Raw genomic sequence first — 13,699 nt, forward strand, 5'->3', positions numbered from 1 at the left:
CGCCTGCGCCGGAAACTGTTGGATCTTGGTGGACAACCCGGCGATTGTGGAAAACCCCGTCACCCTCCCGGGAGGTCGAGGTCGGTCTTGTTCAGCTCCTCGATGTTCACGTCCTTGAACGTGAGCACCCGTACCTGCTTCACGAACCGGGCCGGCCGGTACATGTCCCAGACCCACGCGTCGGCCATCGAGACCTCGAAGAAGACCTCTCCCTGCACGGAGTGGACCTGCATCTCGTAGTCGTTCGTGAGGTAGAAACGCCGCTCGGTCTCGATCACGTATTTGAACAGTCCGACGACGTCGCGGTACTCCCGGTAGAGCTTCAGCTCCATCTCGGTCTCGTACTTCTCGAGGTCCTCGGCGCTCATGGCATGTTCCCCTTCAGCCGTGCGTCCCCCCATTGTGCTTCAGGCGCGCTCCGTCTCCAGGCGCACCGGTGAGCTCGGGGGACCCTCGTCGAGCAGCCTCTGCAGCAGCTCGGCGAGCCTGGTCGGATACACCGTCTCACGGGTCGCGAGCAGTTCCTCGCAGGTCCACCACCGCAGACCCGTGAGGCTCCGCCGCTCCAGCTCCGTCCCGCCGCCGGTCCAGTCGGGCTCCTGGTCCGTCCGGGCCAGGAAATAGCACTCGTCCTGGTCCCAGCGTCGCCCGTCGAACGGGAAGGAGCAGATGCGCCGCCAGAGCACCGGGCCCAGGTCGATCTCGGTGATCCCGGTCTCCTCGGCCAGTTCCCGGCGCGCCGCCTCCGCCCAGTCCTCGGCGCCCTCCAGCCCGCCGCCCGGGGTGAACCACCAGGTGTCGGAGGGGTCGTCCGGTTCGTAGCCGTGCAGCAGCAGGATGCGGTCCTGCCGGTCGAGCAGCACCACCCGGGCCGCCCTGCGGAGCGCGTCGTGCTCAGCCATGGGACGCCACCGCCCTCTCGTGCTTCTCCCGCCGCGCCGCCCGGCCCTCCGCCCGGCGCGCGACGGGACCGTACGCCGCACCTCCCAGGATGAGCACGGCGCCGGCGATCACGGCGGTCACCACCTGCGGCAGCGGTCCGGGCTGCGAGGTGCCGCCCGGGAGCGCGGCGAAGGACGCCGGGCGGCCGAGCATGCCCCAGCCTGACGCCGGCCAGGCCGTGGCGTCGACGCGCGCCCGGACGGCGTCGCGCGGCACCGTGCCGTGGCCGGGGTCGGTGAGGTGGTACCGGGAGTCGAGGGAGTCGGTGCGGTGGTCGCCCAGCAGGAAGAGCTGGCCCTCCGGGACGGTGGCCGAGAAGCCGGTGGGCGAAGCCGGCCCCTCGGTACCGAGGTAGGGCTCGTCAATGGACCGGCCGTCGACCGTCAGCCGCCCCTGCTTGTCGCAGCACGCGACGGTGTCCCCGCCCACCCCGACGACCCGCTTGACCATCGGCACGTCGCCCCAGACCTTGTCCCGGAAGACGACCACGTCCCCGCGGCGCACGTCGCCGCCGTGGATGCGCTGGGCGAGCACCCGGTCGTCCCGGCCGATGGTCGGGGCCATGGAGTCGGTGGGCACCGTGTACGGCCGGTACAGGAACGCGCCCCAGGCGAAACCGCCCAGGAAGAGCACACAGCCGAGGGCCACGGCCAGCCCGGACAGTACCCTGCCCGCGCGGCCGTGGCCCTCGCCCGTACGTCCCGCTGTGCTCATCGCGACCCCCGTGTGCCTCGGATCCGCATCCCTCCGCCCGCGGCGGCATGGAATCGCACCCTACCCGGGGGTACCGGCGCCGGTCAGCCCTTCTGCGCGGCCTTCCCGACGATCCGGCGGCGGCGCCACAGCACCAGCGGCACCGCGCCCGCCAGCCCGAGGGCGGGCGGCGCCGTAGCGGCGGCCGCGCTCAGCCCCGGCTGGCTGAAGGTGTCCGGCACCGGCAGCGTGGACCAGCGGTTCAGCGGCCAGGCGACGACGATGGCGCGCCCGACGACCTCGTCCTCCGAGACCGTGCCCTGGTACTTGTCCAGCTCCTGGTGGTAGCGGGAGTCGAGGGAGTCCTGGCGGTGGTCGCCCATGACCCAGATCCGGCCCTTGGGGACCTTGATCGGGCCGAACGGCTTGTCCCCGCAGGGCGTGTTGCCCGGGAAGATGTACGGCTCGCTGAGCGGCTTGCCGTTGACGACCACCGGGTCGTTGTTGCCCTTGCACTCGACGGTGTCGCCGCCGGTCGCGATGACCCGCTTGATGAGGTCCTTCTCCTCGGCCGAGGGCATCAGGCCGATGAAGCTGAGCACCTTCTGCAGGCCGCCCGCGATCGGGCCGTTGTCCTGCTGGGGGGTCTCGCCGAGCCAGCCGCCGGGATCGTGGAAGACGACGACCTCGCCGCGCTCGGGTTTCGATCCGAACCACGGCGTGAGCTTGTCGACCAGCACCCGGTCGCCGCGCTGCAGGGTGTTCTGCATCGACTCCGAGGGGATCGAGAACGCCTGCACCAGGAAGGTCTTGATGATGAGCGCGAGGACGAGAGCGATGCCGACCAGGATCGGCAGCTCCTTCCAGAAGGATCGTTGTTTCTTGGGCACCATGCTGTTCGCACCCCGGCCGGCCGCCCGCCCGGGCTCCTCCCCGGACGTCACCTCGTCGTGCTCCGGCCCGGCCGGTCCGACCGCTGCCTGGGACATGGCCTCATCGGACGCGTCACCCCTCGATGACCCGTCCGGCCCGCCGGGCCGCTTCTCGGGCTCTCCGTGACCGGACCGGGCGCCGACCGCCAAATCCCCCACAATCCACTCCTCACTCCACGCTGCCGCCTGTCGTACATACGACGCAGGCCCACCACTCCCATAACGAGCGGGAGTTCCGCAGGGGTCGGGAGCCGGATCAATCCTTCCTGATCCGTGGGGGACACCCTATGCTCCGGGGCCTCCGCGCGCGCTCCCGCCCGCGGCGCGTCCCCGACCGACGAAAATCCGCCGGGTTCGGCCAGCCGGCTCCAGTGACCGAACGGCCAGGCGATCACGATCGCCCGCCCGACCACCAGGTTCTCCGGTACGGTCCCCTGCCCGGCCTCGTCCAGATGGAAGCGGGAATCGGCCGAATTGGACCGGTGGTCCCCCATGACGAACAGCCGCCCCCGAGGGACCTTCACCTCGAAGCGGATCTGGGACGGCGGGTTGCCCGGGTGGATGTACGGCTCGTCCAACGGCGTTCCGTTGACCGTGATTTTGCCGTCCTTGTCGCAGCACTTGACCGTATCGCCGCCGGTGCCGATCACCCGCTTGATCAGGTCCTGCTCGTCGGCGGACGGCAGCAGGCCGATGAACGTCAGCCCCTGCTTGATCTGGCGGATGCCCACCGGATCCTGTCCCGTGTGCGTCTGCTCGCCCTCCAGCCAGCCGCCCGGGTCCTTGAAGACCACCACGTCGCCGCGGTGCGGCGTGGACCCGAACCAGGGCGTCAGCTTGTCGACGAGCACCCGGTCGCCGATCCGGATGGTCTGCTCCATGGAACCGGACGGGATGACGAACGCCTGCACCAGGAAGGTCTTGAGCACCAGCGCGATCAGCAGCGCCACCGCTATGAGGACCGGCACCTCCCGGATCGTGGCCCGGCGCCTGCGCCGTACGACCCGCCGCGCGGCCTTCCGCCGTGCGGCCCGCCCTTCCGGTACGGGCTCCTCGGCCGCACGCCCCGCCGCCCTGCCGCGTCCCCTCGCGGCGGTACGACTGTGGCTACCCATGCGGCATACCGCCGTGGGCGGTCCCCGGCCCCGGAACCGGCACGCCGTCGAAGGCGCCGGTCCTCGGCAGCGAGCGGATCCGGCCGAACGGCCAGCCGATCCAGTCGGCACGTCCTATGACCCGGTCCACGGGGACCGTGCCCCCGCCGGGCTCCCCCAAATGATCACGAGAGTCACGGGAGTCGTCTCGGTGATCCCCCATGACCCAGAGCTTTCCCTCCGGCACCACGATGTCGAACGGTACCCGGGACGGGGCGTCGCCGGGGTGGAGATAGCCCTCCTCCAGCACCGGATGGCCGTTGACCTGCAACAGCCCGCGCTTGTCGCAGCAGGTGACGCGGTCGCCGCCGATGCCCACGACCCGCTTGACGTAGTCCGTCCCCGCCGGCGTCATCAGGCCCACGGACGACCCCGCCTTGCGGATCACCGCCGTCACGGGGTTCTCGGCGGGCGGGTCCTGGACGAAGGATTCGGTGCCGTCGAAGACGATCACGTCGCCGCGGCGGGGCGTGTCACCGAAGCGGTAGGCGAGCTTGTTGACGAGCACCCGGTCGCCGATCCGGAGCGTGTTCTCCATCGAGCCGCTCGGGATCAGGAAGGGCTGCACCAGATAGCTGCTGACCAGGAGCACGAACACCATGCAGCAGGCCAGCAGCAGCACGGCCCGGCGCAGCGGACCGCCGCCCGTCGCCCACTCCCGCAGGGCGCGCAGCGGAGAGGAGCCCCGGACATGCGCGGAGCGCGACCCCTGCTCCTCCCCCTCGACGGGGTCTGGAGAGTGGTCGCGCTCCGGAAGCTGTGCGAACTGTGCGTCGGTGTCCATCGGGCCGAAATCCTATCCGGCCCGGTCGGAACGCCGGCGAGCAGTTCAGTTGTCGCGCTTCTCCTTGATCTTCGCGGCCTTGCCGCGCAGCTCACGGAGGTAGTACAGCTTGGCGCGACGGACGTCACCGCGGGTCACGAGCTCGATCTTCTCGAAGATCGGGCTGTGCACCGGGAAGGTGCGCTCGACGCCGACGGAGAAGGAGACCTTGCGGACCGTGAAGGTCTCGCTGACGCCCGCGCCCTGGCGGCGGATGACGACACCCTTGAACTGCTGGATGCGGGAGCGGTTGCCCTCGATGACGCGAACGTGGACGTTCACGGTGTCACCGGGACGGAAGGCGGGGACGTCGGTGCGCAGCGACGCGGCGTTGACGTTGTCGAGCAGGGAGGACATACGAGTCTGCTTCCTCGCCAATGCCACAGGTCATCGGCGGAACGGTTCTGGAAAGTCGAAAATCGTGCCGGAGCGGCGGGCGGCGTCGTTCCCCCTGTGGCAGGGGCGCACGCCGGACGCAAGGCAACGGCTCATTCTTCCACGGCCTGGCCCAGTCGCCCAAATCGGCCGTCTTCGCCCGGGGCCCAGCCCAGGATCGAGAGCATTTCGCGGTCCTTCTTGTCGAACGCCGCCGGGTCGGCCCGCTCGATCAGGTCGGGCCGGTTGGCGGTCGTCCGGCGCAGCGCCTCGTCGCGGCGCCAGCGGGCGATCTTCCCGTGGTGGCCGCTGACCAGGACGTCCGGGATGCCGCGGTCGCGCCACTCCGGGGGCTTGGTGTAGACCGGGCCCTCCAGCAGGTCGGCCATGGCGCCGGGCGCGAAGGAGTCGTCGCGGTGCGACTCGGCGTTGCCCAGCACGCCGGGCAGCAGCCGGGCGACGGCCTCGACCATCACCAGGACCGGGGCCTCGCCGCCGGCCAGCACGTAGTCGCCGATGGAGACCTCGCGCACGTCGACGCGGTCGCCGTACTCCTCGATGACGCGGCGGTCGATGCCCTCGTAGCGGGCCGGGGTGAAGACCAGCCACGGCTTCCCGGAGAGCTCGACGGCCAGCTCCTGGGTGAACGGCCTGCCGCTCGGGGTGGGCACCACGATCACGGGTGCCCCGTCCCCCGAGGCGATGATCTCGTCGAGCGCCTCGCCCCACGGCTCGGGCTTCATCACCATGCCGGGGCCGCCGCCGTAGGGGGTGTCGTCGACGGTGTTGTGCTTGTCGTGCGTCCAGCTGCGCAGGTCGTGGATGCGCACGTCCAGCTGCCCGCGGGCGCGGGCCTTGCCGACGAGCGAGACGTTCAGCGGTTCGAGGTACTCGGGGAAGATCGTGACGACGTCGAGGCGCATCAGGCGTCACCCTCCTCGCGGGGGCTCTCCTCGGCGGAGCCCTCTTCGCGGGAGCTCGCGACCTCGGCATCGGCGCCGTCGAGCAGCCCGCGCGGCGGGTCGACGACCGCGCGCTGGGCGTCCAGGTCGATCTCCGTGACGATCTCGGAGACGAACGGGATCATGACCTCGCCGCCGTCGGGGCGCTCGACGATGAACAGGTCCTGCGAGGGCAGGTGGGAGATCTCCGTGATCCGGCCGACGACCGTGCCGTCGACGGTGACGACCTCAAGGTCCATCAGCTGGTGGTCGTAGAACTCCTCGGGGTCCTCCGGCGTCTCGTCCGGGTCGACCTCGGCGATCAGGAGGGTGTTGCGCAGCGCCTCGGCGGCGGTGCGGTCGCCCACGCCGGCGAAGCGGAGCAGCAGCCGGCCGCTGTGTACCCGGCCGGACTCGATGGTGAGCGGCCCCGTACCGGCCGGGTCGGTGGCCAGCACGGCCCCGGGTCCGAGCCGCAGCTCGGGCTCGTCCGTACGCACCTCAACGGTGACCTCGCCCTTGATCCCGTGGGCGCGGCCGATCCTGCCGACTACGAGCTGCACGATCCTGTCCTCACTCAAAAAGTCCCGTACTCGAAATTTCCGTACGAACGCGACAACGGGCCGGGAAGGAGAACCCTTCCCGGCCCGTGCCGGTGCTCAATCGCTTGCTCAGCGAACGTGGTCCACGTCGACGAGGTCGACGCGGATGCCCCGGCCGCCGATGGCGCCCACGACGGTTCGCAGTGCACGCGCGGTGCGGCCGTTGCGGCCGATCACCTTGCCAAGGTCGTCGGGGTGGACCCGGACCTCCAGCACGCGCCCGCGGCGCAGGTTGCGCGAGGCGACCTGCACGTCGTCGGGGTTGTCGACGATGCCCTTCACGAGGTGCTCAAGGGCCTCCTCGAGCATCCTCAGGCCTCGGTCGACGCGGACTCGGCCTCGGCGGCCTCGTCCTTCTTCTCCGACTTCTTGGCCTTCGGGGTGATGGCCTCACCCTTCGCGTCGTTCGCCTCGAGGGCCTTGGTGAAGGCCTCGAACGCGGCGCGCTTGTCCTTCGGCTCGGCCACGAGCATCGGGGCCGGGGCCGGCAGACCCTTGAACTTCTGCCAGTCGCCGGTGACCTTGAGGATGGCCAGCACGGGCTCGGTCGGCTGGGCGCCGACGCTCAGCCAGTACTGGGCACGCTCGCTGTCGACCTCGATGCGCGAGGGGTTCTGCACCGGGTGGTACAGACCGATCTCCTCGATGGCCCGGCCGTCACGGCGGGTGCGGGAGTCGGCGATGACGATGCGGTAGTGAGGCGAACGGATCTTGCCCAGACGCTTCAGCTTGATCTTGACTGCCACGGAAGTGGTGTCTCCTGGTCTTGACGTGGTTGGGCACAACAAGATGCCACGTGGGGTTGCGGTACTCGGGTGCCCGATGGACGCGTCAGCCGGAGGAGAGAGGGGTCCTGTGCGACTGTCGAGTACAGCCCCCCATTGTGCCATACCGGCCGGGGGCGGCCGACCCGGATCGGCCGGCCGCGCCCCGTGACCGGCCCGGATCCGCCTCAGCCGACGGAAACGGCCTCGGGAATGCGGAACGGCTGACCGCAGCCGCCGCACATGATCGGCGCCTGCGCGAGCACGGAGGGCACGACCCGGACGTTGCGCCCGCAGTCGCAGACCGCCTTCACGCGCACCCCGCCGCCGGACGAGCCGTGCCGGGCCGCCGGACCCCGGAAGGTACGGGTGGTGTCGGCCGCCGTGGCGACCGTGTGCGCCTTGAGGGCCCGCTGGAGTCTGTCGATGGTGGGGCGGTAGCGCTTGCGCGCCTCCGGGTTGAGCGCGACCAGGGAGAAGCCGCTGCTGGGATGCGGCTCCTCGCTGTGGTCGAGCCCGAGCTCCTCCGCGATCGCCAGGAACCGGCGGTTGTGGTAGCGGCCGGCGCGTGACGTGTCCCGGACACCGCGGGCGGCCGCGATGCCGTGCACTGCCTCGTGCAGCAGCCTTTCGAAGGAGAGCTCGGCGCCACAGGCGGACGACGACTCCCCGATCAACGATTCGGGCGCGGCTAGATCCGGCAGCTCGGGGTGGTACCGCTGAATGTCGGCCCACGCCTGCGCCAGCTCTGCGGCGAGTACAGGTGGTGTCGTGCTCACGTCGTGACAACGAGCAGGGACGGCCCGGTGTTCCGATACCGGGCCATCCCAAATATTTTGCACGTACCAGTCAGTTTCCCGCCTCATACACCCTGACGAGGGCGGGTGCGCAGAACTGTGGAGAACCCGCGCACCTGTTCGCAAGGTGGGACGTACTGACGCATCAGTAAGCGCTCACGCGCTCACCGCACGGCGCCTCAGTAGGCGCGCGCGACGATCGCCAGGGCGCCCGCCGCGTCGTCCGAGTCCGGCACCGAGCCGTCCTCGTTCACCAGGCAGCGCACCGTCACGGCCTGCTCGGCCAGCTCGGCCTCGCCGTCCGTGCCCAGCACCGACCACGGGATCCGCGCCCAGCCGCCGGCGATGGCAGCCTCGGCCGCCTCGTCGATCGTCTTCACGTCCGTCGTACGGGACTCGCGGCGCTCGCGCGACTGGCGCAGCAGCAGCTCCTGGTCCTCTTCCAGAACCTTCGGCAGCAGCGCGGCCAGCTCGTCGATGCGCACCGGCTCCTTGCCGCCCGGGATGCGGCGGGCCAGCATCGCGGTGCCGTTCTCCAGGTCGCGCGGGCCGATCTCGATGCGGACCGGCACGCCCTTGAGCTCCCAGTCCACGGCGCGGCGGCCGAAGGGGGTGTCGGTGCGGTCGTCGACCTGCACGCGGACGCCCGCGGCCTTGAGCACGTCGCCGATCTCGCGGACCTTGGCGAGCACGGCCTCATCGCCCTTGATCGCCAGGACGACGGCCTGGACCGGCGCCAGCCGCGGCGGGACGCGCAGGCCGCTGTCGTCGCCGTGCGACATGATCAGACCGCCGACCATGCGGGTCGAGACGCCCCAGGAGGTCTGCCAGACGAGCTCCTGCTGCCCGTCCTTCGACAGGTACGAGGTGTTGAACGCCTTGGCGAAGTTCTGGCCGAGCTCGTGGCTGGTGCCCATCTGCAGCGCCTTGCCGTCGCCCATCATGCCTTCGAGGGTGAGGGTGTTGATCGCGCCCGCGAAGCGCTCCTTGGGCGTCTTGCGGCCGAGCACCACGTCGATGCCCAGGACGTTGACCATGAAGTCGTAGTAGACGTCGCGGTGGATGCGGGCGGCGTAGTCGCGGGCGTCCTCGTAGGTGGCGTGGGCCGTGTGGCCCTCCTGCCAGAGGAACTCGCTGGTGCGCAGGAAGACGCGCGGGCGCATCTCCCAACGCACCACGTTCGCCCACTGGTTGATCAGCAGGGGCAGGTCGCGGTAGCTCTGCACCCACTTGGAGAAGTACTCGTTGATGATCGTCTCGGAGGTCGGCCGGACGACGACCGGCTCGTCCAGCTCCTTGCCGCCGCCGTGCGTGACGACCGCGAGCTCGGGGGCGAAGCCCTCGACGTGCTCCGCCTCCTTCGTCAGGTAGGACTGCGGGATGAAGAGCGGGAAGTACGCGTTGGAGGCGCCCGCGTCCTTGATCCGGGCGTCCATCTCCTGCTGCATGCGCTCCCAGAGCCCATAGCCGTACGGTCGGATGACCATGGTGCCGCGCACCGGGCCGTTGTCGGCCAGCTCGGCCTTGTTGATCAAGTCCTGGTACCAGCGCGGGAAGTCTTCCGCACGGGGAGTGAGAATGGGAGCCTTTGCCATGGTGGGAATGGTACGGGGCGCGTCACGCCGAGTGTGAATCCATCTCTCCGCAACCCCGCCCGTCCGGCCCCCCGAACGTTCTCCCCACAGCCCCTGGACTCGGGGACGGAAGCGGAGTTCTCTGGCATCGGGGGGCTTTCGCAGCAGCGCGCACGGCACCACACATGGGGGCGGCTTTTCGGACGTGGACACGGCTCTCGGCGGATTGGGGCGCATTCGATGACACCAACGCTCGCTCGGCGGCACCGGCCGTCCTCGACCTCGCCCGACACCCGGGCCCGCGACTGGGCGGAAATCCAGGAAAGGATGCTGGTGCCGCTCTACGAGGCGGTCTACGAACGGCTGGAGACCGGACCCGGCACCCGGCTGCTCGCCCTCGGCTGCGGCTCGGGCCTCGCCCTGCTGATGGCCGCCGCCCGCGGCGCCGAGGTGTGGGGCACCGAACACGACCCGTACCGGCTGGAACTGGCCCGCGACCGGCTGCTGCCGGAGGGCGCACCCGGCGCCTGTGCGTCCGGTGCCCGGCTGCGGCCGGGCGGCCCGGAGGCCGTACGGCGGCCCGGCGACGGGCCGTTCACCCTCGTCACCGCCTTCGGTCCGCTCTGCCCGACGGGCGGCGGTCCCGGCGTCGGTGTGCCGGAGCTCGTCCGCGCTGCGGGCCTCGCCGAGCGCGGGGCACCCGTCGTGCTGGCCGGGTGGGGGCCGCCGGAGCGCTGTGCCGCATCGGGGGCGTTCCGGGTCGCGGCCCGGCTCGCGGACCCCATGTGCGCGCCCGCCCGGTGGCGGCCCAGCGGCCGCGACGACCTGGAGGAGCTGGCCCGGGCGGCGGGTCTGCGGCCCGCCGGTTCGGGGCGGGTGGCCTGCCCGTACGGATATGCCGGCATGGACAGCGCCATCCGCGGACTGCTCTCCACCGGCGCCTTCGACGCGGCCGAGCGGGCCACGGACGAGGAGCAGGTGGCCAAGGAACTGGCCGAGGCGCTGCACCCGTATCTGCGGCACGACGGCACGGTGTGGATGCCGAATGTGTTCCGGTATCTGGTGGCGCACCACTAGGGCCCGGCCCTGGCGGGGCAGGGGCGCCCGCAACCGCGGGCGCCCGCAACCTCACTTCATGAACTTCTTGAATTCCTCGGGGAGTTCGAAGTCCTGGCCGTCCTGGCCGCCGGCCGGCAGGCCGAACGGGCTCGCCGGCTGCTGCGCGCGGCGCTCGGCGGCGGCCTGCTCCTCGGCCTTGCGCTTCATCGGGTTGCCCGACTGCCGCTTGCCCTTGGCCTGCTTGACCTGCTTCTTCTTGCGGCCCGCGCCGCCGCCCATGCCCGGCAGGCCGGGCATCCCGGGCATGCCGCCGCCCTGGGCCATGCGGGACATCATCTTGCGGGCGTCGAAGAACCGCTCGACCAGGTTCTTGACGGCGCTGACGTCCACGCCGGAACCCTTGGCGATACGGGCGCGGCGGGAGCCGTTGATGATCGTCGGGTCCTGGCGCTCGGCCGGGGTCATCGACTTGATGATCGCGGCGGTGCGGTCCACGTCGCGCTCGTCGAGGTTGTTGATCTGGTCCCGCATCTGGCCCATGCCCGGGAGCATGCCGAGCAGCTTGCTGATGGAGCCCATCTTGCGGACCTGCTCCATCTGCGACAGGAAGTCGTCGAGCGTGAACTCCTTCGGCCCCTTCGCCAGCTTGGCCGCCATCTTCTCGGCCTCGTCCTGGCTGAAGGTCTGCTCGGCCTTCTCGATGAGGCTGAGCATGTCGCCCATGCCGAGGATGCGGGACGCCATGCGGTCCGGGTGGAACGCGTCGAAGTCGTCCAGCTTCTCGCCGTTGGAGGCGAACATGACCTGCTTGCCGGTCACGTGCGCGACCGACAGCGCGGCACCGCCGCGGGCGTCGCCGTCGAGCTTGGAGAGCACGACGCCGTCGAAGCCGACGCCGTCGCGGAAGGCCTCGGCGGTGTTGACCGCGTCCTGGCCGATCATCGCGTCGACGACGAAGAGGATCTCGTCCGGCTGCACCTCGTCGCGGATGTCCGCGGCCTGCTGCATCATCTCGGCGTCGATGCCGAGGCGGCCGGCGGTGTCGACGATCACGACGTCGTGCTGCTTGGAGCGGGCGAACTCGACGGAGTTCTTGGCGACCTGCACCGGGTCGCCCACGCCGTTGCCCGGCTCCGGCGCGAAGACCGCGACGCCGGCCCGCTCGGCGACGACCGAGAGCTGGTTGACGGCGTTGGGGCGCTGGAGGTCACAGGCGACGAGCAGCGGGGCGTGGCCCTGGTTCTTCAGCCAGAGGCCGAGCTTTCCGGCGAGCGTCGTCTTACCGGCACCCTGCAGACCGGCGAGCATGATGACGGTCGGGGGCGTCTTGGCGAGGCGCAGCCGGCGGGTCTCGCCGCCGAGGATGCCGATGAGCTCCTCGTTGACGATCTTGATGACCTGCTGGGCGGGGTTCAGGGCCTGGGAGACCTCGGCGCCGAGGGCCCGCTCCTTGACCTGCTTGATGAAGGCACGGACGGCGGGCAGCGCGACATCGGCCTCGAGCAGGGCGATGCGGATCTCGCGCGCGGTGGCGTCGATGTCCGCCTCGGAGAGGCGCCCCTTGCCCCGGAGGTTCTTGAACGTCGCTGCGAGGCGGTCGGAGAGGGTATCGAACACGGTGGTCGCGGATCCTTCTGGTCGAGGCTCGAGTCGGCGGCTGACCCCCAAGGGTATCCGCACGCCCCCGGTGCGGTCAGCCGCCCAGCGTCTCTTGCATTCCGGCGGCCAGTGCGAGGGCCTCGTCCTCGGGCAGCGCCCGCCCGTCCGCCCCCGTCACATAGAACGCATCCACCACGCTGGCACCCAGCGTGCTGACGTACGCACTGCGCACCCGCGCCCCCGCCGCGTCCAGCGCGCGGCCCATCCGGTGCAGCAGGCCCGGGGCGTCCTGGGCCCGCACCTCCAGGACCGTCGCCGCGCGCGAGCCCCCGGGCGCGACCGTCACACGCGGGGGCGCGGGGGCGGGCCTGCGTCTCTTCGCGTACGCCGCCTCGCGCTCGGCCAGGCGTGCGGCGACGTCGAGCGAGCCGTCCAGGGACCGCACGAGGTCGTTGCGCAGCCGGGCCGCCTCCGGCAGGGAGCCGTACTCGGCGGCGACCCGCCAGTCGAGGAGCAGCACGCCCCGGACCGTCCGCAGCTCCGCGGCCCGCACCGTCAGCCGGTGCAGGGCCAGCACGCCGGCCGCCGCGGGCAGGACGCCCGGCCGGTCGGGGACGGCCATCAACACCTCGACGCCGACGGGCTCTTCGGCCAGGGTGACGACGGGCCCGCCCGCGCCGAGCGCCTCGGCGGCGCGGCGCTCCTGCTCGGCCGTCGGGGCCTCGCGCTCCCGGCGGTCCGTGAGCGGGGCGCCCGCGAGCGCGGCGGCGGTGCGGCGGACGAGGCCGTCCACGAGCGAGGCCCGCCAGGGGTTCCAGGCTGCCGGTCCCGTGGCGCGGGCGTCGGCCTCGGTGAGGGCGTGCAGCAGCTCCAGCGTCCCGGCGGTGGAGACCGCGTCGGTGACCGTGCGGACGGTGGCCGGGTCGTCGAGGTCGCGGCGGGTGGCCGTCTCGGCGAGCAGCAGGTGGTGGCGGACGAGCGTGCCGAGGACGTCCGTGTCGGCGGCGCCGAGGCCGAGCCGGGCGGCGACGCCGCGGGCGAGGGCCTCCCCCGCCTCGGAGTGGTCGCCGGGCCCGCCCTTGCCGATGTCGTGCAGCAGGGCGGCGACGAGCAGCAGGTCGGGCCGGTCCACGCGGCGGGCGAGGGCGGAGGCCTGCACCGCCGTCTCGACGAGGTGCCGGTCGACGGTCCAGCGGTGGACGGGGTTGCGCTGCGGGCGGCAGCGGACGTGCTCCCACTCGGGCAGCAGCCGTGCGACGACGCCCTCCGCCTCCAGCGCCTCCCAGACGGCCACCGCCGGCTCCCCGGCGCCCAGCAGCGTGACCAGCTGCTGCCGGGCCTCGGCGGGCCAGGGCACCGGCAGCGGTCCGGCGGCCGCACCACCTCATCGGCATCGACCTCGACGTCAAGCACGGCCAGGACGGCATCACCGGCTTCGCTGAAC

14 protein-coding genes and 2 pseudogenes are annotated in these 13,699 nt (G+C 71.5%); 1 reads left to right on the top strand and 15 read right to left on the bottom strand.

Annotated features, from left to right (window positions below; genetic code table 11):
* Nucleotides 1-59: 59 nt before the first annotated feature.
* From ACWD4B_RS16235 to proS, 13 genes and pseudogenes are all read right to left on the bottom strand, one after another.
* On the bottom strand, nt 60-368 hold the full coding sequence (locus ACWD4B_RS16235; protein WP_007821609.1) for a DUF2469 domain-containing protein: 309 nt from the start codon (nt 366-368) through the stop codon (nt 60-62).
* Nucleotides 369-407: 39 nt separating this feature from the next.
* Entirely contained in the window at nt 408-902 is a 495-nt protein-coding gene (locus ACWD4B_RS16240) for an NUDIX hydrolase (protein ID WP_451421334.1), read from the bottom strand.
* Nucleotides 895-1,656 carry a signal peptidase I gene (gene lepB, locus ACWD4B_RS16245; protein ID WP_451421335.1) on the bottom strand — a complete coding sequence of 254 codons (762 nt, stop codon included), beginning with the start codon at nt 1,654-1,656 and terminating at the stop codon, nt 895-897. Before lepB (ACWD4B_RS16245) ends, ACWD4B_RS16240 begins: the two co-directional genes overlap by 8 nt.
* Before the next feature lie 83 nt (nt 1,657-1,739).
* The gene (lepB, locus tag ACWD4B_RS16250) at nt 1,740-2,717 is read right to left on the bottom strand and encodes a signal peptidase I (RefSeq protein ID WP_451421344.1); all 978 of its coding nucleotides are present in this window, start codon (nt 2,715-2,717) and stop codon (nt 1,740-1,742) included.
* A pseudogene (gene lepB, locus ACWD4B_RS16255) lies at nt 2,641-3,682 on the bottom strand (signal peptidase I). Before lepB (ACWD4B_RS16255) ends, lepB (ACWD4B_RS16250) begins: the two are co-directional and overlap by 77 nt.
* Nucleotides 3,675-4,505, bottom strand: coding sequence for a signal peptidase I (gene lepB / locus ACWD4B_RS16260; protein WP_451421336.1), 831 nt, complete (start codon nt 4,503-4,505; stop codon nt 3,675-3,677). Before lepB (ACWD4B_RS16260) ends, lepB (ACWD4B_RS16255) begins: the two are co-directional and overlap by 8 nt.
* A 45-nt stretch (nt 4,506-4,550) precedes the next feature.
* The gene (rplS, locus tag ACWD4B_RS16265; RefSeq protein WP_336415617.1) at nt 4,551-4,901 is read right to left on the bottom strand and encodes a 50S ribosomal protein L19; all 351 of its coding nucleotides are present in this window, start codon (nt 4,899-4,901) and stop codon (nt 4,551-4,553) included.
* A 131-nt stretch (nt 4,902-5,032) separates the two neighbouring features.
* Complete coding sequence (gene trmD, locus ACWD4B_RS16270) at nt 5,033-5,842, bottom strand: tRNA (guanosine(37)-N1)-methyltransferase TrmD (RefSeq protein WP_451421337.1); 810 nt, start codon at nt 5,840-5,842, stop codon at nt 5,033-5,035.
* Nucleotides 5,842-6,423 (bottom strand): ribosome maturation factor RimM, encoded by a 582-nt coding sequence (gene rimM, locus ACWD4B_RS16275; RefSeq protein WP_451421338.1) that lies wholly within the window; start codon nt 6,421-6,423, stop codon nt 5,842-5,844. The genes trmD and rimM overlap by 1 nt, the downstream gene beginning before the upstream one ends.
* A 108-nt stretch (nt 6,424-6,531) precedes the next feature.
* Entirely contained in the window at nt 6,532-6,771 is a 240-nt protein-coding gene (locus ACWD4B_RS16280; protein ID WP_004924853.1) for an RNA-binding protein, read from the bottom strand.
* A 2-nt stretch (nt 6,772-6,773) separates the two neighbouring features.
* Nucleotides 6,774-7,208, bottom strand: a complete 435-nt coding sequence (gene rpsP / locus ACWD4B_RS16285; RefSeq protein WP_336415614.1) for a 30S ribosomal protein S16 — start codon at nt 7,206-7,208, stop codon at nt 6,774-6,776.
* A gap of 206 nt (nt 7,209-7,414) precedes the next feature.
* Nucleotides 7,415-8,005 carry a hypothetical protein gene (locus tag ACWD4B_RS16290; RefSeq protein WP_336415613.1) on the bottom strand — a complete coding sequence of 197 codons (591 nt, stop codon included), beginning with the start codon at nt 8,003-8,005 and terminating at the stop codon, nt 7,415-7,417.
* Nucleotides 8,006-8,202: 197 nt separating this feature from the next.
* Nucleotides 8,203-9,618, bottom strand: coding sequence for a proline--tRNA ligase (gene proS, locus ACWD4B_RS16295; RefSeq protein WP_451421339.1), 1,416 nt, complete (start codon nt 9,616-9,618; stop codon nt 8,203-8,205).
* Nucleotides 9,619-9,837: 219 nt separating this feature from the next.
* Between proS and ACWD4B_RS16300 the strand changes: the two genes are divergently transcribed.
* Nucleotides 9,838-10,674: an SAM-dependent methyltransferase gene (locus ACWD4B_RS16300; RefSeq protein ID WP_391151749.1), complete on the top strand. Its 837-nt coding sequence runs from the start codon at nt 9,838-9,840 to the stop codon at nt 10,672-10,674.
* Nucleotides 10,675-10,725: 51 nt separating this feature from the next.
* On the opposite strand, the gene ffh is transcribed toward ACWD4B_RS16300, so the two are convergent.
* A complete protein-coding gene (gene ffh / locus ACWD4B_RS16305; protein WP_451421340.1) occupies nt 10,726-12,273 on the bottom strand; it encodes a signal recognition particle protein in 1,548 nt (515 codons plus the stop codon).
* A gap of 76 nt (nt 12,274-12,349) precedes the next feature.
* A pseudogene (locus tag ACWD4B_RS16310) lies at nt 12,350-13,633 on the bottom strand (ACT domain-containing protein); the annotation flags it as partial.
* Nucleotides 13,634-13,699 lie beyond the last annotated feature (66 nt).

It is taken from the genome of Streptomyces sp. NPDC002536, from assembly GCF_053594995.1.